Source organism: Pseudomyxococcus flavus (assembly GCF_050038885.1).
In the GTDB taxonomy this organism is placed as follows: domain Bacteria; phylum Myxococcota; class Myxococcia; order Myxococcales; family Myxococcaceae; genus Myxococcus; species Myxococcus flavus.
The window spans coordinates 3,419,445-3,439,468 of sequence record NZ_CP143624.1 but is presented as its reverse complement, the minus strand read 5'-3'; the positions used below and the strand labels follow the sequence as shown (position 1 = coordinate 3,439,468).

Sequence of the window (20,024 nt, the reverse complement as noted above, 5' to 3'; positions counted from 1 at the left end):
GAAAATCCATCGACATACACAGTTGTCGCAAAATCAGATCATGGAGTTGTGTCTCATTGGGATGATGGGCTGTGCTGGATTTGCACGCCAACGTCAGCTGAAACAAACGCTGCCGCACGATGCGCCACTCGCCCGAATCTCGGGCGGGCGCACTCGCGGGTGATACAGCGTGCGTTGTCTCAGCAGGCACACGAGGTGCCTGCATTCGAATGTATTTACATTCGGCGCGGCGGCGTCAGGGGACGTACCGCTCGGCGGTGTTCAACACCGTGTGACCGTCGGTGCCTCCGATGATGAGCACGCTTCCCGACTGCAGCCAGGTGGCTGTGTGATAGGCGCGCTCCGATGACATGGGGGAGATGAGCTCCCAACCGCCATCGCTCCTGAATATCTCCGCGGAGGCATGCGGTGCCCCGTCGTGAGTGGAATATCCACCCGCGACCAGGACCTCGCCCGAGGGCAGCGCAGTGGCAGTGTGGACGAAGCGGGCTTCCTGCATGTCTGCCTGGGGTGTCCAGGCTTCGCTGCTCGGGTTGAAGAGCTCCACGGCGTCGAGGACCGTTCCAGGCGAACCCTGAACGGAGCCTGTCACCAGGACGCTTCCCGAAGGGAGCAACGTCGAGGCGTGCCCGTTGCGTCCATGGTTCATCTGCATCGAAATGGGGCGCCAGCCTGCATCTGGCCGATCCTCGTCATAGACCTCGGCGGTGGTCTCCGCGCCATCGCGATTGAAGCCACCGATGGCCACCACCACTCCTCCGTCCAGAAGGGTGAGCGTCAGCATGCTGCGTTTGACGTTCAGGTTCCCAGCATTCGTCCACGAGTCGCTGGACGGGTCATAGATGGCGGAGGTGTTCAGCCCATCGCTATCCGAGGTCCCACCACCCGCCACCAGGACCTTCCCGGAGGGCAGCAACACGGCGGCATGGCCGGCACGTGCGCCGAACGGGATGGGACTGGCAGGGGTCCATTCATCCTTCTCCGCGTCGTAGATTTCAGCGCTGCTCAGCGCCTCTCCCGTGGGGCCTCGACCACCGACCACCAGGACCTTGTCACCCCCTAACAGGGTGGCGGAATGGTCCATGCGAGCCGTCCCGAGGTTCCGCCCGGGGAGCCATCTGTTCGATGTGACGGTGTAGAGCTCCGTGGTGTTCGTCGGGAGGGGGCCCGAGCTGCTCCCGCCAACGACGAGCACTCGGCCATCACTCAGCTCCGTGGCCGTATGACCGATGCGCCGCGTCTGCATGGGCGCTACGGGCTTCCACCCCGGCAGTTCATGCCCGCCATCCGGAAGTCCCCCGTCAGTGCCCGCATCCGAACCGCCGTCCCGGTTGCCCGGCCCACCGTCCCCGCCGTCCGGCTCACTGTGCCCGCCGTCTGGCTCGCCGCCGCCGTCTCCGCCCTGGTTGCCATTGCCATCAGGGCCCGCATCCGGCGCGCCCTCCTGGCAGGCGTCAGGTTTCTCGAGACAGAATTGGGCCACCGCGTCGTCGACGTCGAGGCACGCGGCGGCAAGGACGCTGAGCAGCATCAAGCCAAGGGCTGTCGAGCGAAGTGGGGCCTTCATGGCCAGCTCCCAGCCACGAACGCGGATGTCCCATCCAGCCCGACTTGAAGGGGCACCGGCTCCCCCGGCGACCCCAGCAGATGCATCCCCAGGGCGGCGCCCAGCCCCGCCATGCCTCCCACCAGCAGTCCCACGGAGACGGTCTGCAGTCTTCGCGCGCCGTTGGCCACGTTCCGTGCATCGGCCTGCGAGTGGATGTGCTGCGCAGGGCGAGCCAGGTCCGACTTCTTTTTCTCCGCCAATCCCCAGAAGACGCCCGCTGCGACGACGAGGGAGCCTCCCGCCACGGCGGGGATGATGGCTCGGTCTCGCCAGGGTGCGTGCGAGCCGGACACCGCAGGCACCGAAGAAGCGGAAGCCCCCGGGCGCCCCAGGGCAGCCACCGTGGGGAGTGACTCTCGTGGCGCCTGAACCTGCTGTGCCCCTGAGGCGCGCTCCGCCTTCAAGGGCTCAGGGCCTGCTCCTCGCGCGGCCAGCTCGTTCCGGACACCCTGGCGCACCGCTTCGAAGTGCCGCTTCACCTTGGGGGAGACGAGCAGCGGCAACGTCGCATCGGGGTTCAAGAAGAGGGCGGCCTTGAAGGCGGCTTCGGCGTCGCTCAGCCGTCCGCTCAGCTCCGCCAGGATGACGCCCTCATAGAGCGACATCACCACATCATCGTCGGGACCTCGCGACACCTTCTTGCCTCGGGCGACCTGCTCCAGTCCGCGCTCGTACTCGAGGTCCTCGATCAACTGGTGGATGGACACCGCATAGCGGTGCACGTCGGGGGAGACGTCGCCTCGGGCCCCCAGGGGCAGGAGGAAGAGCCCGAGGACCAGGGCCCAGGCAGAGGCGTGATGCCGCCAGGGGGTGCTCGACAAAGATGCAATCGCTTTGCCGTCGGTGGAATGAATCATCACGTCCCCAGAGACCTCTCCTCATGATGGGGCTTGCGGCCCCTTGCCAGGGCAGCCCCTGCCATCGAGGAGAAAGAGGGCGCGGGCCCGCCGGCGTCCCAAAATAATTCTGGGAGCCAGGGCCGCCGGCCTCCGTGACGGGGGACCGTTCAGGTCAGCAGTCCCAGGAGGCTGATATCCAGCCGGCTGCGGACCAGTCCCAGGAGGCTCTCCAGGGCGAGCTGGTCCTGCTTCAGCCGGGGCGCGAGCTCCATGCGAACACGCTCGATCAGCTGCTCACGGGCATCGGCGACCTTGCGCGCGATGTTGGAGCGCGAGCCACCATACATGAGCGCCAGCCGGTCCATCGTGAACCCATGGAAGTGGTGCAGGCGCAGCAGGGTCCGCTCCTCCTCGGAGAGCACCGCCACCGCTTTCCGGAGCGCCTCGACGAGGAGCTGGCGCGCGTCTTCGCGCAGCAGCGTGTACTCGGGGTCGCTCGGGGCCAGCAGCCGCGCGAGCTCCTCGGGAGGCTCGGCGACGAGCTGATGGCGCTCGTCCCGGCCCACCAGCTCCTGGACGATGCGCGCGGCGATGATGCTCACCCAGGTGAGCAGGGGGCCACGCCCCGCATAGCTCGCAATCCGCGGTGGCGTGTTGCCACTGCCTACCAGCAGTCGCTCGCGCAGCACCTGCAGCACTTCCTCCACCAGGGTCGGTGACACCTTCCCGAGCCGGGCGGGGATGTGCCGGAGGATGTCCTGCTCGAAGGCCCGGAGGGCGGAGGGCTCGCCGGTGGCGCAGGCGCACGCGAGGTACAGGTCGGCACCGCGGAGGATGCGCATCACCTCCGCCGTCTTCCCCGCGGGAAGGTGACGGGCCAGGTGCCGCAGGAAGGACTCGGCCGGGAGCGGCACCGTGGGCCACGCGGTCCGGGCCGCCTCGACGTGTCCGAGCAGCAGCGCCTCGAGATGCTCCACGGCGTCCAGCTCCGCGCGTTGCGCCTGTGGCAGGTGCTCCCGCAGCAGCGTCGCGAGTGAGCCTGTCTTCTGTTCCTCGCTCATCGATTTCCCTCACGCCGCTGCCAGGCCAGCACCTGCTGGAGCTCCGGCTGGCCTCGGACGCCCACGGACTTCAGCTGCTCCCGAGCCTCCTCGGCCAGCGAGAGCGCCCGCGCCCGGTCCGGGGAGGCGCGCGTTTCCAGGAGCGCCCGGGCCAACAGGAACGCGGTCTTCCCGGCCGCCGCCGCGTCACCGGGCTCGCCCCAGCGGGTCTGGATCCGATGCGCGCGCTCGAGCAGCGGTACGGCTTCCGCCGCGGCGCCCAGTGCCAGGTGCGCCTCGCCGGCACACGTCAGCGCGCTGCTACCGTTCTGGGACTCCGCGGCATGGGCCTTCTCGGTGACCTTCCGCGCACGCTCGCAGTATGCGAGCGCCTCCCGCGGAGCCCGGGTCGCCAGGGCCAGCTCGGCCAGGGGCAGGAGCACGCTCACCAGCTTTCCGCTCTCCGGGCCATGTTCCCGCTCCAGCCGCTCCAGCGCTTCCATCAGGTCGCGCCGTGCCTCGGGGTAGCGGCCCGCCTTCAGGTGCACCTGCCCCCGGACGGTCAGCGGCAGGGCGGCGCGTGGCGTGTCCTTGCCCAGGGAGCGCTGGACGCGTTCCAGGGCCTCGGTGGCAAGGGCCAGCGCGTCGTCGGCCTGGCCCGCTTCGAGAGAGAGGGTCGACTGTTCCGAGAGCGCGAAGATGACGGTGATGTGGTTGGGGCCCCGGGCCCGCTCGAAGATGGCGCGCGCCCTCTCGACCATGGACCGGGCCTCCTCCAGCCGTCCCTCGACGCGCAAGACCCCGGCGAGGTTCAGCAGCACCGTTGCCAGGGGAGGACTCTCCGGGGTGGAGGATGCCTCCTGGAGGGCCAGGGCCCTGCGCCAGGCGCTGACGGCCTCGGAGAGCCGGCCCATCTCCATCAAGGCCGAGGCGACCCGGTTGTAGGAAGTCACGAGGGCCGGGTTGTCGGGGCCCAGCACGCGCTCGCGCAGCGCCAGGGCCTCGCGGTGGAGCTTCAGCGAGTCTTCATACCGGCCCTGGCCGAAGCGGATGCGCCCCAGCTGGTGGAGGAGGTTGGGCGTGCGGAGGCTGTCCGGGCCATTCCGCCTCCGTGAGAACTCCAGTCCCTGGAGCGCCTCCCGCTCCGCCTCGGCGAGCTGGCCGTACGCGTCTCGCAGCGACGACACGCGCGTGTGCAGGTCCGTCGTGATGTCCGGGAAGCGCTCCCGCCCCAGCCGCTCGACGGCGGCCCGGGCATGCCGGATGAGCTGCTCCGCTTCGTCGGCGCGGGACTGCTCCTCGCCCACCACCCAGACGAGCTCCAGCCAGGCCCTGGCCACCGTCTCGTCGTCACGCGCGGCCTCGGCCGCCCACAGGGCCTGATAGAGGTGCGACTCCGCCTCCTTCGGCTTGTTCTGGCCCCCGAGGAATATGCCGTGGGCCAGGAGGACCTCCGCCTGCAGCGGCTTGTAGTCGAGCCCCTTCAGCTCCTCGAGGAGGGCGGACGTCATCGCGAAGCCCTCGGTGAACCGGCGCGACACGAGGTGGGCGCGGGCCTGCGCGAGCTTGTGCCGTGCCGCATCTACCCGGGCCCGGAGGCTGTCGGGTGGCTGGGGACGGGCGGAGAGGCCGGGCGTGTCCCGGCAGCCGACGAGTCCTTCGAGGGAGCTCATCAGCTCGTGCGAATGCTGCACCGTCAGCGCGTCCGCCTTCTCCAGCACTTCGGTCACCGCGGCGAGCTGCCACAGCCGCGCGTCGAGGCACGTGGCCGTCTGCCAGGCGCCGTCCGCGGTGTCGCTGTCCGCCGCGAGGCAGGCCTCGGTCCGCAGCGCCCGCCATTGGGCGGCGTAGGCGTCCAGCCGCGACGCGAGGTGCTCCCAGGTCGCCGTGGCATCGGGCGCGCCGGTGGAGAGGAACACCGTGCGTATCCGTTCGCGTCGCGCGGGGCTCCAGGTCGCCGCGAGTTTCTCCACGTCCTGCTCGCAGCGCGCCTCTTGCCGATGCGTCACCCCGAAGGCCGCGAGCGCCCCCAGCACGCCAGTCACGGTCGCGGTGGCCACCACCCGCGTGAGCATCCGCTGGGGCGGCGGGGTGAGCGCCACCAGCAGGGCCTCCATGGAAGGGAAGCGCTCTTCGGGCTCGTGCCTCAGCCCCCGGAAGAGCGCGCGCCGCACCCGGTCGGGGACCTTCACCTCGCGCTCGGGCGGATGCAGCCGGCCCTGCCGCACGGCCTCGGCGAGCTCCCGCAGGGTCTCCCCCTGAAAGGGACGCACGCCGAAGAGGGCCTCGTAGAGCGCCACGCAGAAGCTGAACGCGTCGGAACGCGCGTCCGCGCGCTGACCCCGCAGCAGCTCCGGGGCGAGGTATGCGGGGGTGCCCAGCACGTGGCCCGTCCGGGTGAGCAGCCCCGGGGGATGGGCAGAGGCTTCGTGGCTCGCCGGCTCAGGGGCCCCTTCCTGCTGGAGGAGCCGGGCGATGCCGAAGTCCGTCACGAAGACGCGGCCGTCCTTTCCCAGGAGGGTGTTGGCGGGCTTGAAGTCGCGGTGCACCAGGCCCGCCGCGTGCGCGGCCGCCAGGCCCTTGCCGGCTTCGAGGAAGACGCGGAGCACCTCCTTCCAGGAACGCGGCTGCTGCAGCCACTCCGATAGGGTGGTGCCCTCCACCAGCTCCATGGCGAGGAAGACACCGTCGCCATGGGTGCCGACATCGTAGAGGGTGACGACATTGGGATGCGCGAGCCGGGCCAGCGCCTGGGCCTCGCGCAGCAGCCGCTGCCGCAGTTCTTCTCGTTGGCGTCCCTCGGGACGCAGCATCTTGAGGGCCACCCGGCGGCCCAGCTCCGGGTCATCCGCCGCGTACACGACGCCCATCGCTCCAGCGCCGATGCGCGCTCGCACCACGTAGCGGGAGACCCTGTCGCCAGGCTGCAGGAGTTGGGAGGGCGGCAGCGCGAGTGCCGTCGGAGCGCCGGTCAGGACCCCAGCGCCATCCCCCACCGCCAGGGCCCACCGACAGTCCGCACAGCCTTCCAGGTGTGCCAGGACGGAGGCCCGGTGCTCTTCGGAGAGCAGCCCGGCGAGAAAGTCCGTCAGCGTCGCTTCCTGGGGACATGACTGCATGCGTGCGGACTCCGCGCTGCGCTCCGGTTCGCCAGACATGGCAACTCAAGCGGAGATGTCTGTCACTGGGTTCTTGATTCCCAAGGGACGCACCCTGCGCTCCGAGAGTCCTGTGTGGGTAGATTTATGCCTTGTTGCCGCCGCGAGGCCGCGCATGGCCCGGCGCTTCAATGAGGGGCGTCTGGTACGCCCTACTCACCGAGCAACGCCGAAGCCAGCGCACGCACGTTGCCGGACGTGTCGTACTGGGCCACGTCGTGAAGCAGGGCCCGCGCGGGAGCCTCCACTTCCTGCAGGGCACCCAGCAACCGCACCACTTCGATGCGCACCCGTTCGCTCCGCTCCGTGCGCAGCGCTTGGGCCAGGGCCTCCAGATGGGCAGTCGCGACACGGTGGGCGACGGCCTTCACCGCGAGGGTTCGCACCTGGGCGCTCGGGTCGTTCAGCATCACGTGGTCCAGCAAGACATCCGCGGAGGCGCCTGGGATGGCACGCAGTGCATCCGTCGCCGCGCCGCGCACGGTTGCGTCGGGATGGAGGAGCGCCGACTTCACATAGGCCATCCCGAGCGGTGAGCCCGCTCGCGCCAGCGCCGAAAGGCAGACCTTGGGCGCCGGTATGCCCGAGCGACAGCTCCGCAGCAGCTCCTCCAGCAACGCCTTGCTCCGCCCCGGCTCCGACAGCTCCAGCGCTTTCGACAGGGCGCCCATCGACAGCGCCGCCGCATCTCTCACGGCCGCGTCGGGTTCCTCCTCCAGCGCACGGCTCAGCGCGTCCGCGAGCAGCAAGGTGGGGCGCTCCATTTCGCCCACGGCCCGTGCCGCATGAGCGCGGGTCTTCGGCCGGACCTGCGTTGCTTCGAGCACCGACGTCAGCGCTCGCTGCGCCTCCGGTGTTCCCGCGCTGGCGAGCGCCTCCAGCACCTGTTCCGAGCGCACCTCATCCGTGGCGCCCCGGCGTATCAGCTCCACGGCCTGGTTCACTTCTCCCGCGTCCTGGTGGAACAGCGCCGCCAGTCGCGAGTGAATCGCGTCCCGGTTCTTGCGCGTCGCCATCCGCCGCAGCAGGTCCTTCAGCGTCTCGCCACGCACGGACTCTCGTTCATGTGACGCCCGCGGTGCGGCACTGGCTGGCAGCCGCTCCGGATGCAACGTCGCCCGCGCGGCCTGGAACGGCCTCAGCGATGAGAGCTGATAATCCACGCCGACGTTGATGAGCGCGACCCGCGTCTCCTCACGAACCCGGGGACGCTTCGCGTCTGCGCCCCCCAGCTCCACCACGTCCGAGCCCACCGCCTCCCTCACGTGCCCATCCGTGAAGAGCGTGAAGGCCAGATGCCCCTGCAGCCGGGGCAGCACCGGCGACGAGGCCCGCAGGTAGCGGCGCTTCGTCTTCACGTAGGTGTTCGCGCTGCCTCCCGCGCGGTACTCGGACTCGAAGTCGCCGCGCGTGTCCGATTCCTCGGTGCTCCAGCGCGTCCCGTCCTCCGCCACGAACTGCGTCGCCGCGAGCAGCCTGCGCACGAGCCGCCGCGCCATCGCATCCTGCGCCGCGTCGAAGTGCACCGCCACCACCCGGCCGCGCGACTCCTGGGCCACGTACATGGGCCGCTCGAACATGGCCTGCAGGGCGCGCAGGACGTCGTCACGCGGAGGCGCCGGCTCACCGCCCTCCAGGTCCACACGGGTGGGCACCACGAGCCCGGAGAACAGGTGCTGCTCACCCTCGGCGCCCAGGTAGGTGAGCTCGAGCAGGCCGCTCCAGCCGGTGTGGGCCTGCTCGCGCGTGCCATCTACGTGCTGGGTGCTGGTCCGGACGTCCAGGTCGAACGTGTAGCGGAGCCGATGCCCCACGACGAGCGTTCGCTCCTGCCCCTTCACACCCTGGCGGAGGTCCTCGGGGAGGGAGAGGGCCTCACCGTCCTCGGGGACCCAGGTCTCACCGGTCGCCGCCGGAGGAACGTCCGGCCGCCGCGTCCAGGTGCCCGCATGCCACACGGCGGCGCCGACCAGCACCGCGAGCAGCAGGACCAGGCTCTTCAGACGCGGACTCACTCCCTCCGATACGCGCCCGTGAAGCAATCCTGGCTGCTGTGCACTCCCGTTGAAACAGGGCTCACGCCAGGCCACGGAGACCCACGTCTCCGCGCGTCATGACGAGCCGTCCGGTGTGAGACAGACGTGCGGCTGCTTCAGGGATTGCCGAGCTTCAGCTCCAGCTCCGCCAGCTCGCGCTGCACGGTGGCGTCCGTCATGCGGAGGCCCTCCACCTTGCGCACCGCGGAGATGACGGTGGAGTGGTCCTTGCTGAAGCGCGCGGCGATCTCCGGGAAGGAGCTCTTCGTCAGCTTGCGGCTGAGGTACATGGCCACCTGCCGTGCGTGGGCCAGGGCCTTGTGCCGGCGGTCCTCCTTCAGGGACTCCACCGTCACCTTGTAGAAGCGGGCCACCTCGCGCTGGATGGCCTCCACGTCCACGGCCTGATGGGCCGGGAGGATGTCGCGCAGCACCTGCGACGCGAACTCCTCGGTCACCGGCTGGCGCGTCAGGCTGTGCACGGCGGACAGCTTCACCAGTGCGCCTTCCAGCTCGCGCACGTTCTTCTGGATGTGCTTGGCGATGAAGTGCGCCACCGAGTCCGGCAGGTCCAGCCCCTCGGCCACGGCCTTCTTCTGGAGGATGGCCACCCGCGTCTCGTAGGTGGGCTCGCGGATGTCCGTCATCAGGCCCATGGCGAAGCGGCTGCGCAGCCGGTCCTCCAGGCCTGGAATCTCCGCGGGCACCGTGTCGCTGGTGAGGACGATGGCCTTGTTCAGCTCGTAGAGCGTGTTGAAGGTGTAGAAGAACTCCTTCTGCGTCTCCTCGCGCTTGCCCAGGAACTGGATGTCGTCGATGAGGAGCACGTCGCACTCCTCGCGGAACTTCCGGCGGAAGTCCGCCATGCGGTGCTCGCGGACGCTCTCCACGTACTCGTTGGTGAACTGCTCACTGGAGAGGAACACCACGCGCTGGGACGGGTCCCGCTCCCAGATGTGGTTGCCCACGGCCTGGAGCAGGTGCGTCTTCCCCAGGCCCGTGCCGCCGTAGATGTAGAGCGGGTTGTAGGCGTGGCCCGGCTTGTCGGCCACGGCCTGCGCGGCGGCGGCGGGGAGCTGGTTGCTGTCCGCCACCACGAAGGTGTCGAAGGTGAAGCGCCCGTTGAGGCGCGCCGGGCGGGAGGCGCTCGGCTTGACTGTGGGTATGGGTGGAAACTGGGGGTCGGGCTCCAGACCCTCGACCACTTCGTACGCGATGGAGGTCAGTCCCTCACCCAGCCGGGCGAGCTGCGCATCCAGCAGCGGCCGGTAGTGGTCGTCCACCCAGTCGCGGAAGAAGCGGTCGGGTACGCCCATCACCAGGGCGCCCTCACGCACCTCCAGCGGGCGCATGCGCTCGAGCCATCTCAGTGCGTAGTCGAATTTCTCGTGGCGGATGGCATCCAGCATCCGAGCCCAGATAATTCCAGCACTTGGGAAGGGGGTAGCGGCTTGGGCGAGGGCGTTCACGCGTGTCTCAAACGTGCAAAAGCTGGGGACCGACGGGCGTCCGGCCGTGCTAACAGACGGTTCCAGGTGGATCAAGCAACCGGCCAAAACCGCCGCCCGCTCAAGGGGTTTTCCGGACACGGCGGATCCACGACGGACGCGCCAGGTGGGCACGGTTGTGGATCCTCCCCTCCCCCACCCCAAGCGCTGGGGGATGGATCATCCCGGGTTGACTTTCAGTGCGTTTTGCAAAGCCGGGTGACTTTGCATCCGCGACGCTCCAGGCATCGGGCCCGGCTGGTGGGAGCAGGGTTCCTCCAGGCCCTCAGTCCATGGCGCGTCGCTGGCGTTCCAGGTACGCGTCGAACAGCTCGGTGATGGCGCTGGCCACCGCGCGCACCCGGGGCACCTTGCGGAGCTCCTCGTGCATCACCAGGCAGAAGGTGAGCGAGGGGCCGGGGGTTTCGAGGTGCACGCGCACGAGGCCGTGCTGCTGTTCGTTCATCTCCCCGAGCGCGCCGATGACGAGCCCCATCCCCGCCTGCGCGGCGTGCATGCGCGCGGCGACGGAGTTGGAGCGCAGGGGAAAGCGATGCGCGCCGCGTTTCAGCAGCCAGTCCGCCATGCAGGGCCTGCGCCCGACGTACTCATCGACGATGAAGTCGTGCGCGGCGAAGTCGGCGTCGGCCAGGCGCCGTGAGGGCAGGTGCCGGGCGAGGTACTCGGGGCTGGCGAAGAGGCCGGAGACGACGTCGCCGAGCGGCTTCTCGATGAGGACGGGCGAGGCGTCGTGGCGGCTGCGTGCGCTCGCCGGAGCCACGGCCCTCAAGCCGATGTCCGCCTCGCGGGTGGAGAGGTCGACGTAGCGCTGCTCGGTGATGATCTCGACGAAGATCTCGGGGTGGGCCCGCCGCGCGCGAACCGCGGCCTCGGCGATGTAGGGCGCGAAGCCGTCCGGCACGGAGACGCGCACGGTGCCCGCGAAGGGAGACGCGGCGGCATCGCGGGCGCGGGCGGCCAGGGCGTGTTCGAACTGCTCGGCCATCCGGGCGAGCTCCTCCGCCTCGGGCTCCAGCCAGACGCCGCGCGCGGTGCGGTGGACCAGCGTGCGGCCCAGGTCCTCCTCCAGCTTGCCGATGCGCCGCATGACGGTCGACGCAGAGAGGCCCAGGCGCGCGCCCGCCGCGAGGAAGCTGCCATGCCGGCGCAACTCGAGGAGCAGCCGGTAGTCGTCCCAGCTCATGGGTGCAGTGTCGCGGGTGTGCGCGGCGGCGCAAACATCCGCGCGCCCATGCGGGCGATGAGCCCCCGAGGGAAGAGCTGGGAGAGGGTGGTGAGCAGGCGATTGGTGTGCCCGTGAACGACGGAGGCGCGGCCCTTGGCGAAGGCCTCCAGTCCCAGGCGCACGACATCCTCCGGCCGGGCCTTGTGCTTCTGCTGTTGCAGCCCGACGGCGCGGTCGAAGAAGGCCGTCTCCGTCTGGCCGGGGCTCAGGCACAGCACGCGCACCCCGCGCGGCCGGTACTCGCCCCACAGGGCCTCGGAGAAGCTGAGGACGAAGGCCTTGGTCGCGCCATAGACGGCCATGTACGGCGTGGGCAGGTAGGCCGCGACGGAGGCGACGTTGATGACGCCGCCCTGGCGGCGGGAGATGCCGTCGATGAACAGGTAGGTCAGGTCCACGAGCGCGGAGACGTTGAGGGCCACTTGCCCATGCTGCCCGTCGAACGGGAGCGATTCGAAGGCGCCATAGAGGCCGAAGCCCGCGTTGTTGATGAGCACGTCCACCGCGAGGCCACGAGCCAGGACGGCGTCGTGGAGCCGCCTGGGAGCGGTGGGGTCCTCGAGGTCGAACGCGAAGACCTGGGCGTTGCCCAGCTCGGCCGCGAGGGCCTGGAGCTTCGCCTCGCTGCGCGCGACCAGCAGGAGCATCGCACCCCGGCGGGACAGCTCCCGCGCGAACGCTTCGCCAATGCCCATGGAGGCACCGGTGATGAGGACCGTCTTTCCGTGGAAGTTCATGGCCAGGGCTGTAGCCACCGGCCACATTCGCAGCCATGCACATCTCCGGAGACGTCTTTTGCATGGGCGCAAAGCCGCGACAGCCAGCGCCTCGGCCCATGCCCGGATGGCCGGTGCCCCAGCGAGCTGGCAGCCGCGGAGAAAAAGCGCCGTGGAAACAGACGCCCGAGCTGTCCGCGATTAAACTCCCGCCGCCGCGGGTTGGGCGTTGGTCGGTACCGGCAGTATCACCCGGACCTTCATGGCCCTACCCCAGGGTGGCCTTCGGGCCCTTGGGGTGTGGGCTCCAGGGTGGGGCAGGGTGATCCAACATTGACTTACCCTGGAAATGGGGGTACGGACCCGCCCCTTTCCTCAGTTCAGGTCGCGCCGGAGCGGTAGGAGGCGCCGCCGCCATCATCAAGGAGTAGAGCCGTGTCCAAGCGCACGTACCAGCCGTCGAAGGTCCGCCGCAACCGCGCCCACGGGTTCCGCAAGCGGAACGCCACGAAGAGCGGCCGGGATGTCCTCAAGCGCCGCCGCGCCAAGGGCCGCAAGCGGCTCGTCGTGTCCGCCCCCAAGAAGTAAGCGAGTTCGCGTGTGAGGGCCGAGGGTGCGACGCCGGGCCCGTCCCACCCGGCAGACCAGCGCTTCCCCAAGGCCCTGCGCCTGCTTCAGCGGCGCGAGTTCCTCGAGGTCCAGGAAGGCGGGCAGAAAGTCCCTTCGGACTGCCTCCTGGCCCTCGTGAAGCGCAATGGCCGGCCGTACTCCCGTGTTGGCCTCACCGTGTCGAGCAAAGTGGGCAACGCGGTCGTCCGCGCGCGTCTGCGGCGCGTCCTGCGAGAGCTTTTTCGCAAGCGCCGTGCGCAATGGCCGGCGGGCTTGGACGTCGTCCTGGTGGCGCGTTCGTCCGCGAAGGACGCTTCCTTCCCGGTGCTCTCGCGGGCGTTTGACGGTGTCACCCGGAAGCTGCAGCGGCTGCCTCGCGCAGCGGAGACGAAGCCGAAGAAGGAGCCTCCCGGATGAGCCCGCTCGCCTTCGTCATCTCGCTGCCCATCCGTTTCTACCGGAAGTTCCTCGGACCGCTGCTCCCTCGGGTGTGCCGGTTCCACCCTTCGTGCTCCACCTACGCCATGGAGGCCCTGGAGAAGCACGGCGGCCTCAAGGGGGCGTGGCTCACGCTCTGGCGGCTCCTTCGCTGCCAGCCCTTCCACCCCGGCGGTATCGACCCGGTGCCGTGACGAGGGGTTCCACCCATTGCCGCCCTCTCCCACGTGGAGGGGGGAGTCTATGAACGATCCGCTCTCGCCCCAGTCGAACGATTCGCAGAAGCGACTGCTGGCGGCCCTGGCCCTCTCGTTCGCGGCCACTGCCGTCTACACCTTCTTCTTCGCCCCTACCCCGCCGCCGCCCGGCTCGGAGACGCCCGACGCGGGCGTGGTCGCCACGGCCAGCCCCGACGCGGGCACCGCCGGTCAGCCCGCCGTGCCGCCTCCCGAGGGTGGCACGGGCACGGGTACCACCACCGCGGAGGCCCCGCCGCCTCCGGTGCGCAAGGTGGAGCTGCAGCGGGACGAGGCCACCTACGCCTTCTCCTCCGAGGGCGCCGGCCTCACCGCCGCCGTGCTCAAGGGCGCGAAGATGCGGGAGCAGCAGGAGCTCACCGTCACCCAGGGCTTCCAGAAGCTGTTCGGCAAGGAGATTCCCCCCGCGCCGCAGATGGACCTGGCGCGCCCCACCCCGGGCCAGCCGCTGCCGCTGGCCGTATCCATCACGGGCTCCAGCCCGGTGCCCGCGGACCTGCGCTACACGATGGACGAGGGCGCGCCCGGCAACGCCGACGGCGTCACCTTCACCGGCCGCAGCGGCCCGTGGGAGCTCGTGAAGACGGTGAAGTGGCCCCAGGACGGCTTCGAGCTGTCCTACACCGTCCAGGTGCGCAACACCTCCGGCCAGCCGCAGATGGGCGAGCTGCAGGTGCACCACAACCGCGCCATCGACCCCAACTTCGAGCACGCGCCGTCCTTCTTCGGCGGCGTGGGCAACCTGAGCCGCTCCGCGTGCTGGGTGGGTGACGAGCTGCACACGATGAACCCGGGCGATGACACCCCGGAGGCCGAGGACACCCGCGGGCAGGTGCAGTTCTTCGGCATCGACCAGCAGTACTTCCTCTCCGCGCTCTACCCGCTGGAGGGGCCTCGCGCCGGCGCGTGCCACTTCGAGGCCACGCCCACCCTGCGCAAGGTGACGGCGTCCTTCCCCATCAACGCCGCCCCCGGCGAGACGGTGACGCTGCGCTTCGGCGGCTACTTCGGCCCCAAGGACACGGACCTGCTGTCGCTGGTGCCCGGCGCGTCGCTGCGCGCGTCCGTCGGCCTGGGCGAGGCCACCTTCCACCCGCCGCTGGCGGAGACGGTGGACTTCGGCATCTGGGCCGTCATCTGCAAGATTCTCCTCGCGGTGATGAAGTTCTTCCACGGCCTCACCGGCAACTGGGGCGTGGCCATCATCCTGCTCACCGTCGTGGTGAAGCTGGTGCTGCTGCCCCTCACCTACCGCTCCATGGTCAGCATGGAAGAGGTGAAGAAGCTCCAGCCGCGCATGGAGGAGATTCGCAAGAAGTTCGCGGACAACCGCGAGCAGCAGAACCTCGAAATCATGAAGCTGTACCAGGAGGCCAAGGTGAACCCGCTGGGCGGGTGTCTCCCCCTCCTCATCCAGATGCCGGTGTGGATTGCGCTGTTCACCGCGCTGCGCAACAGCTTCGACATCTACGGTGAGCCCTTCATCGGGCCCATCTGGCGGGACCTGACCTACAAGGACCCCACGTACCTGTTGCCGCTGGCGCTGGGCGTGTCCATGGTCATCACCCAGAAGATGCAGCCGCAGATGATGGATGCGACCCAGGCCAAGATCATGACCTGGTTCCTGCCCATCATCTTCACGCTGACGCTGCTCCAGTACCCCGCCGGCCTGTCGCTCTACATCTTCACGAACAACATCCTCTCCATCGCCCAGCAGTACGGCCTGCGGAAGTGGCTGGACCGGAACAAGCCCCAGACGGGCGGTGGGACGCCGGCGGTGGCCGGTGCGGGAGGCAGGCGCAAGTGAGCGAGCAGGTTCCCCAGCAGACGCCGTCCGCCCCGGCCTCCGGCGATTCGTCCGGAGAGTTCCGGGGCCGTGTGGAGAAGCTCCTCGGTGACATCCTCGGGCTGATGGGCTTCCCCGCCCGGCTCGACATGAAGGATGCCGCCGACGGCAGCCTGTCCGTGGCGCTCCACTTCGAGCCCACGCCGCCTCCCGGGGTCGAGGTGGGACGGCGCAGCCAGGTGGTGGACTCACTCCAGTTCCTGCTGAACAAGATGCTGCACCGCCCTGGCGCCGAGCGGCGCTGGGTGATGCTGGGCGCGGGCGTGCACCCCGAGCCCCGGCAGCGCCGGGAGCCCCAGGCCCCCGCGGCGCAGGCGGCGGCTCCGGCTCCCGCGGCGCCCCGGGCGGCGGCCCAGCCCGCGGCCCCTGCTCCGGCGAAGGGGGGCCAGAAGGGCGCGCAGGCGCAGGCCGCCAAGGCCGCTCCCGCCGCGAAGGCGGAGGGGGACGAGCGCTCGGTGACGGTCGACGAGGACGCCGCGCTGAAGGCGGCGGTCCGCCAGCTCGCGGAGAAGTCGGCCGGCCTGGGCCGCTTCTACGCGATCGCCGCGATGAAGCTTGAAGACCGCGCGCGCGTCCTCACGTCAGTAGAAGGAGTGGGGGGCGTGAAGGTGACGGCGGAGGGCGAGGGCCGCAACCGCCGCGTGGTATTCACTCCGGACAAGCCCGCACCGCTGCCGAAGCGGAGCTTGCTGCCGGACGACGACGAGGACGACTTCGACGCGTGAGCGCCGAGCGCACCGTGCGCGCCGGAGCTCCGAAGAGAGACGAGGGATGGGCAAGGCGAAAGCTCTCAAGGACAAGCTGTACGGCGCGGCGGTGCTCAAGATGAGCTTCCGTCTGCGAGGAGACGAGGAGTCTCCCGCGTTCCGTTTCGTCTACCCCGGCGTCCTGCGAGACCTGGAGCTCGAGGACGAGGCGGTGGAGCGGTACATCGAGGAGAACCGCGAGGCCGTGGAGAAGGCCGCCCGCGGCTCCACGCCTCCCATGGGCAACCGCTGACGCGAGGCCCTCGCCGTTCGAGGTGGACGTGTCTTCCTTCACCATCGCCGCCCTGGCCACCGCGCCCGCCGCGGGGGCCGTGGGCATCCTCCGGCTGTCCGGCCCGGACGCCCTGGACGTGGGCCGCATGCTGGCCCCGGGCGTGCCCGCGCAGCCCACGCCGCGCCACGCGTACCTCGCGGCCTTCGTGGACGCGGAGGGCCGCGCGCTCGACGAGGGCCTGTTCCTCTACTTCCGCGCGCCGCAGTCCTTCACCGGCGAGGACGTGGTGGAGCTGCAGGCCCACGGCAGCCCGCGGCTGCTGCGGCTGCTCCTGGCGCGCGCGCTGGAGGATTCGCGGGTGCGCCACGCCGCGCCCGGGGAGTTCACCCGCCGGGCCTTCCTCAACGGGCGCATGGACCTCACGCGCGCGGAGGCGGTGGCGGACCTGGTGGCGGCGGACTCGGAAGCCGCGGTGCGCGCCGCCGCGGCGGGCCTGTCCGGTGTCCTCTCCGCGCGGGTCCAGGCGCTGGAGACGCCCCTGCGCGCGCTGCACGCGGACATGGAGGGCGTGCTCAGCTTCCCCGACGAGGCGGAGGGCGCGGACGCCGACGTGGCCGAGCGCGTCGCCACGCTGCGGGGCCAGGCGGAGGCGCTGCTCGCCGAGGCGGGCCGTGGCCGGCTGGTGCGCCGGGGCGCGCGCGTGGCGCTGTTCGGTCCCGTCAACGCGGGCAAGTCCACGTTGTTCAACCGGCTGGTGGGCGAGTCCCGCGCGCTGGTGGATGACGAGCCGGGCACCACGCGCGACGTGCTGGAGGCCCGCGCCGAGTGGGACGGGCTGGCGGTGACGCTGTTCGACACCGCGGGGCTGCGAGAGGCGCCGGGCCGCATCGAGGCGCTGGGCATCGCTCGCACGCGCGAGCTGCTCGCGGGCGTGGACCTGGCCGTGCTCGTGCTTCCGCCCGGAGGCACCGAGGCGGAGGCCGAGGCGTGGCTGCGCGAGGCGGGCGACACGCCGGTGCTCACGGTGGATGGCAAGTGTGACGTGGCGGATGCGCGAGGCCTGTCGCGCCGGCGCGTGAGTGGCCTCACGGGTGAAGGCGTGGATGCGCTGCGCGCCGACATGCTCGGGTTGCTGTGGGGTGGTGGCACGCCCTCGGCGGTGGCGCTCGTCTCGGAGCGGCACGCCGATGCCTTGCGTCGCGCGGCGGAGGCGCTGAAGAGCGCGGAGCAGGCCTCGCGCGTGTCCACCCTGGAGGTCGTCTCCGGCGAGGTGGGGCTCGCGCTGGAGGCGCTCGGCGAAGTGTCCGGAACCGTCGTTTCGGAGGCCCTGCTGGACGCAATCTTCCAGCGCTTCTGCATCGGAAAGTGACGCGCGCCACGGCGCGGAAGGCGTGTCAGACGGCTCCCTAGAATGCCCGCCTCAACCGGTGATTCTCGGAGGCGCTGTGACTGAAGGCACCATCCCCCTGGCGAACCATTCGATGCTCTCGGCCCTGCCCTCGGGCTGGGTGGGGGAGATTCTGGACGAGGAGCTGGTCGCCTCGCCTCGTCCCACCGCCGCGCAGACGCGCGCGGCCTTCATGCTGGGCGTGGAGCTGGGAGAGCAGCTCGACAAGCGCCGCGGTGGCAGTGGCCGCTGGTGCTTCCTGCGCGCGCCGGAGCTGCACCTCGGCCACGACATGCTCGTGCCGGACCTGGCCGGCTGGCGCCGCGAGCGCGTGGACGTGCCATTCGGACCGGACGTCCCCTTCCTCACGCTGGCGCCGGACTGGGTCTGTGAGGTGCTGACGCCCTCCACCGCCGCGCTGGACCGCGCGCGCAAGCTGCCGCTCTATGCGCGCGCGGGCGTGTCGCACGTGTGGCTGGTGGACCCCGCCGTGCGCACGCTGGAGGTGTATCAGCGCGTCAAGCGGGGCTGGCTGCTGACGGCGAGCTACGAGGACGACGCGCTGGTTCGCGCCGACCCCTTCCCGTCCTCGGTGCTGGAGCTGGGCTCGCTGTGGCTGCCCGAGGGCTCCGAGAAGCCCTCGCTGCTGGCGGCTGTGCCGTGATTCACCCCGTCAGGGGACCACGCCCGGGAGCGCGGCGGCCTGGCGGATCCACGAGGCGAATTGCACCTCGTCGAACTTCCCCTCGTAGATGTCGTAGTAGCGGACGTCCTTCATCTTGGACGCGCCGGGGGGAAGCGGCTCGAGCGACGTGCCCCGGAAGAACGTCACCTTGACGTACTTGTCGAAGCAGTGGAACGCGGTGAAGTAGCCCACCTCGCCGGCGCCGAAGAACGGCGTGTTCCACTTCACCGCCTTCCGCACGCCCGGGACGGTGCGGACGATGATGTCGTCGATGCGACGGCCGATGTCGCGCTTCCACTCGGGCATCGCTTCGATGAAGGCCTGCACCGGCGCGTCGCCCTCGCCCTTCGGAATCTGAGGGTTGCCGCCTGACAGGAGCTTCGGCTTCGCGGCGCTCGGGGCGCCGCTGCTGGCGGTTTTTCGAGACCGCCCCGACTTCATCGCGGTCTTCCGTGGCTTCGTGGGCGACTTCGCAGGCATCGTCCTTCACTCCGTCACGCGGCGACCGCCACCACCGGCTTGAGCACGTAGCGGCCGTAGGCCACGAAGGCGACCATAACACCCATCACCATCGACCAGAGCATCGGGTTCTCGGGCGTCAACTTCGTCGAATGCGTGGCGTACAGCGCGGCGAGCGCGAACGTCTCGAGCGTGAGCACGGCGGCCGCGTGCGCGGTGAGACCGGGCATCCACTTGAACGCCGCCGGGACAATCAACAGCACGCCACCGGCCATCTCGAGGAAGCCGAGTGCTCGCCATCCCCCGAGGGGAATCTCGCTGAACTGGCCCGCGAGCTGCTGAAACGAGAACGCCTTGTACGAGCCGCCTGCGAGGAACAGCAGCGCGAGGACAGCCTGAAGAATCCAGAAGACGATGTTCATAGGGGGGCTCGGTGTTCAGGCCTTGGGGGCCGGGTTGTCGTTGATGGGAGAGGGAGATGTGGTGCCGTCCAGCGCCTTCTTGAGCGTCTTGGCGAGCTTTCCGTGCATCATCTTCCAGCCGTACTCGGCGCCGTGGAACGCCTGGTCCTCCTTGAAGCCGGAGTGCTCGAAGAGGACGCGCGTCCCATCGCCATCGGCTTCGAGGCGGTAGCTGACGCGCGTATCCAGCCAGCCATCGCCGACGACCCACGTGAACTCGAGCTCGGACGGAGGCGTGCACCGGAGCACCTCGCAGTGCACGACGAGCCCATCGAACTTGGCCCGAGGGTCCGGAGGCACGCGGAACGTGAAGCGATGCCCGACACGCGGCTCGAAGTCGTTCGGGTACATCCAGTCGGCGAGCGCCTCGCTCGTCGCGAGCGCGCGCCACACGGCGGTGGGCGACTGGGGGAACTTCAGCTCTCGTCGGATGGTCCTTGTCGTCATTGCTCGCTGTTCTTTTCGAGGTGCCGCCGCAGGCGGGCGAAGTTGTCGTCCCAGAACCGCTCGTAGTGGGCGATCCAGTCGCGCACCGGCGCCAGTTGCTCCGGCACGAGGCGGTACCTCCGCTCCCGTCCGTGCCGTTGCTCGGTGACGAGGCCAGCATCGAGCAGCACGCGCAGGTGCTGAGACACCGCCGGACGGCTCATCTCGAAGTTCTCGGCGATCGAATTCACCGGGCGGTCGCCGTCGACCAGCAGGTCGAGCATGCGGCGCCGCGCCGGATGGCTGATCGCTCCGAACACCCCTGGCTCGGTGTGCATCATCGT

At 70.0% G+C, this 20,024-nt stretch carries 20 protein-coding genes; 8 read left to right on the top strand and 12 right to left on the bottom strand.

Features of this window, described 5'->3' with window-relative positions; translation table 11 throughout:
* Nucleotides 1–235: 235 nt before the first annotated feature.
* The 8 genes from VZL07_RS14455 to VZL07_RS14420 all read right to left on the bottom strand — a co-directional run bounded on the left by VZL07_RS14455 (nt 236) and on the right by VZL07_RS14420 (nt 12,152).
* Nucleotides 236–1,567, bottom strand: a complete 1,332-nt coding sequence (locus VZL07_RS14455; RefSeq protein ID WP_426756108.1) for a Kelch repeat-containing protein — start codon at nt 1,565–1,567, stop codon at nt 236–238.
* Nucleotides 1,564–2,466, bottom strand: coding sequence for a hypothetical protein (locus VZL07_RS14450; protein WP_426756107.1), 903 nt, complete (start codon nt 2,464–2,466; stop codon nt 1,564–1,566). Before VZL07_RS14450 ends, VZL07_RS14455 begins: the two co-directional genes overlap by 4 nt.
* A gap of 149 nt (nt 2,467–2,615) precedes the next feature.
* On the bottom strand, nt 2,616–3,509 hold the full coding sequence (locus VZL07_RS14445) for an RNA polymerase subunit sigma-70 (protein WP_426756106.1): 894 nt from the start codon (nt 3,507–3,509) through the stop codon (nt 2,616–2,618).
* Nucleotides 3,506–6,646 (bottom strand): tetratricopeptide repeat protein, encoded by a 3,141-nt coding sequence (locus tag VZL07_RS14440; RefSeq protein WP_426756105.1) that lies wholly within the window; start codon nt 6,644–6,646, stop codon nt 3,506–3,508. Before VZL07_RS14440 ends, VZL07_RS14445 begins: the two co-directional genes overlap by 4 nt.
* 152 nt (nt 6,647–6,798) lie before the next feature.
* Entirely contained in the window at nt 6,799–8,661 is a 1,863-nt protein-coding gene (locus tag VZL07_RS14435; RefSeq protein WP_426756104.1) for a HEAT repeat domain-containing protein, read from the bottom strand.
* 137 nt (nt 8,662–8,798) lie between these two features.
* Nucleotides 8,799–10,151, bottom strand: a complete 1,353-nt coding sequence (dnaA, locus tag VZL07_RS14430; RefSeq protein ID WP_426756103.1) for a chromosomal replication initiator protein DnaA — start codon at nt 10,149–10,151, stop codon at nt 8,799–8,801.
* A gap of 304 nt (nt 10,152–10,455) precedes the next feature.
* Nucleotides 10,456–11,373 carry a LysR family transcriptional regulator gene (locus VZL07_RS14425; protein ID WP_426756102.1) on the bottom strand — a complete coding sequence of 306 codons (918 nt, stop codon included), beginning with the start codon at nt 11,371–11,373 and terminating at the stop codon, nt 10,456–10,458.
* A complete protein-coding gene (locus VZL07_RS14420) occupies nt 11,370–12,152 on the bottom strand; it encodes an SDR family NAD(P)-dependent oxidoreductase (protein WP_426756101.1) in 783 nt (260 codons plus the stop codon). Before VZL07_RS14420 ends, VZL07_RS14425 begins: the two co-directional genes overlap by 4 nt.
* Nucleotides 12,153–12,566: 414 nt before the next feature.
* Here VZL07_RS14420 and rpmH point away from each other — a divergent pair, with 414 nt between their 5' ends.
* From rpmH to VZL07_RS14380, 8 genes are all read left to right on the top strand, one after another.
* Complete coding sequence (gene rpmH / locus VZL07_RS14415) at nt 12,567–12,719, top strand: 50S ribosomal protein L34 (RefSeq protein WP_426756100.1); 153 nt, start codon at nt 12,567–12,569, stop codon at nt 12,717–12,719.
* 12 nt (nt 12,720–12,731) lie between these two features.
* Entirely contained in the window at nt 12,732–13,157 is a 426-nt protein-coding gene (gene rnpA / locus VZL07_RS14410) for a ribonuclease P protein component (RefSeq protein ID WP_426756099.1), read from the top strand.
* Nucleotides 13,154–13,372 carry a membrane protein insertion efficiency factor YidD gene (gene yidD, locus VZL07_RS14405; RefSeq protein ID WP_426756098.1) on the top strand — a complete coding sequence of 73 codons (219 nt, stop codon included), beginning with the start codon at nt 13,154–13,156 and terminating at the stop codon, nt 13,370–13,372. The genes rnpA and yidD overlap by 4 nt, the downstream gene beginning before the upstream one ends.
* 49 nt (nt 13,373–13,421) lie before the next feature.
* Complete coding sequence (gene yidC, locus VZL07_RS14400) at nt 13,422–15,242, top strand: membrane protein insertase YidC (RefSeq protein ID WP_426756097.1); 1,821 nt, start codon at nt 13,422–13,424, stop codon at nt 15,240–15,242.
* Nucleotides 15,239–16,006 (top strand): hypothetical protein, encoded by a 768-nt coding sequence (locus VZL07_RS14395; protein ID WP_426756096.1) that lies wholly within the window; start codon nt 15,239–15,241, stop codon nt 16,004–16,006. Before yidC ends, VZL07_RS14395 begins: the two co-directional genes overlap by 4 nt.
* A 46-nt stretch (nt 16,007–16,052) precedes the next feature.
* Nucleotides 16,053–16,280 carry a hypothetical protein gene (locus VZL07_RS14390; protein WP_191264724.1) on the top strand — a complete coding sequence of 76 codons (228 nt, stop codon included), beginning with the start codon at nt 16,053–16,055 and terminating at the stop codon, nt 16,278–16,280.
* Between the two features lie 22 nt (nt 16,281–16,302).
* Entirely contained in the window at nt 16,303–17,631 is a 1,329-nt protein-coding gene (mnmE, locus tag VZL07_RS14385) for a tRNA uridine-5-carboxymethylaminomethyl(34) synthesis GTPase MnmE (protein ID WP_426756095.1), read from the top strand.
* Between the two features lie 76 nt (nt 17,632–17,707).
* Entirely contained in the window at nt 17,708–18,313 is a 606-nt protein-coding gene (locus VZL07_RS14380; protein ID WP_426756094.1) for a Uma2 family endonuclease, read from the top strand.
* Nucleotides 18,314–18,322: 9 nt separating this feature from the next.
* Here the strand turns inward: VZL07_RS14380 and VZL07_RS14375 are convergent, their stop codons facing one another.
* From VZL07_RS14375 to VZL07_RS14360, 4 genes are read right to left on the bottom strand one after another with little or no spacing between them, the layout of a single operon-like run.
* A complete protein-coding gene (locus tag VZL07_RS14375; protein ID WP_426756093.1) occupies nt 18,323–18,814 on the bottom strand; it encodes a DUF1801 domain-containing protein in 492 nt (163 codons plus the stop codon).
* A 14-nt stretch (nt 18,815–18,828) separates the two neighbouring features.
* Nucleotides 18,829–19,215: a DoxX family protein gene (locus VZL07_RS14370; RefSeq protein ID WP_426756092.1), complete on the bottom strand. Its 387-nt coding sequence runs from the start codon at nt 19,213–19,215 to the stop codon at nt 18,829–18,831.
* 15 nt (nt 19,216–19,230) lie between these two features.
* Complete coding sequence (locus VZL07_RS14365; RefSeq protein WP_426756091.1) at nt 19,231–19,701, bottom strand: SRPBCC family protein; 471 nt, start codon at nt 19,699–19,701, stop codon at nt 19,231–19,233.
* Nucleotides 19,698–20,021 (bottom strand): ArsR/SmtB family transcription factor, encoded by a 324-nt coding sequence (locus VZL07_RS14360; protein WP_426756090.1) that lies wholly within the window; start codon nt 20,019–20,021, stop codon nt 19,698–19,700. Before VZL07_RS14360 ends, VZL07_RS14365 begins: the two co-directional genes overlap by 4 nt.
* Nucleotides 20,022–20,024 lie beyond the last annotated feature (3 nt).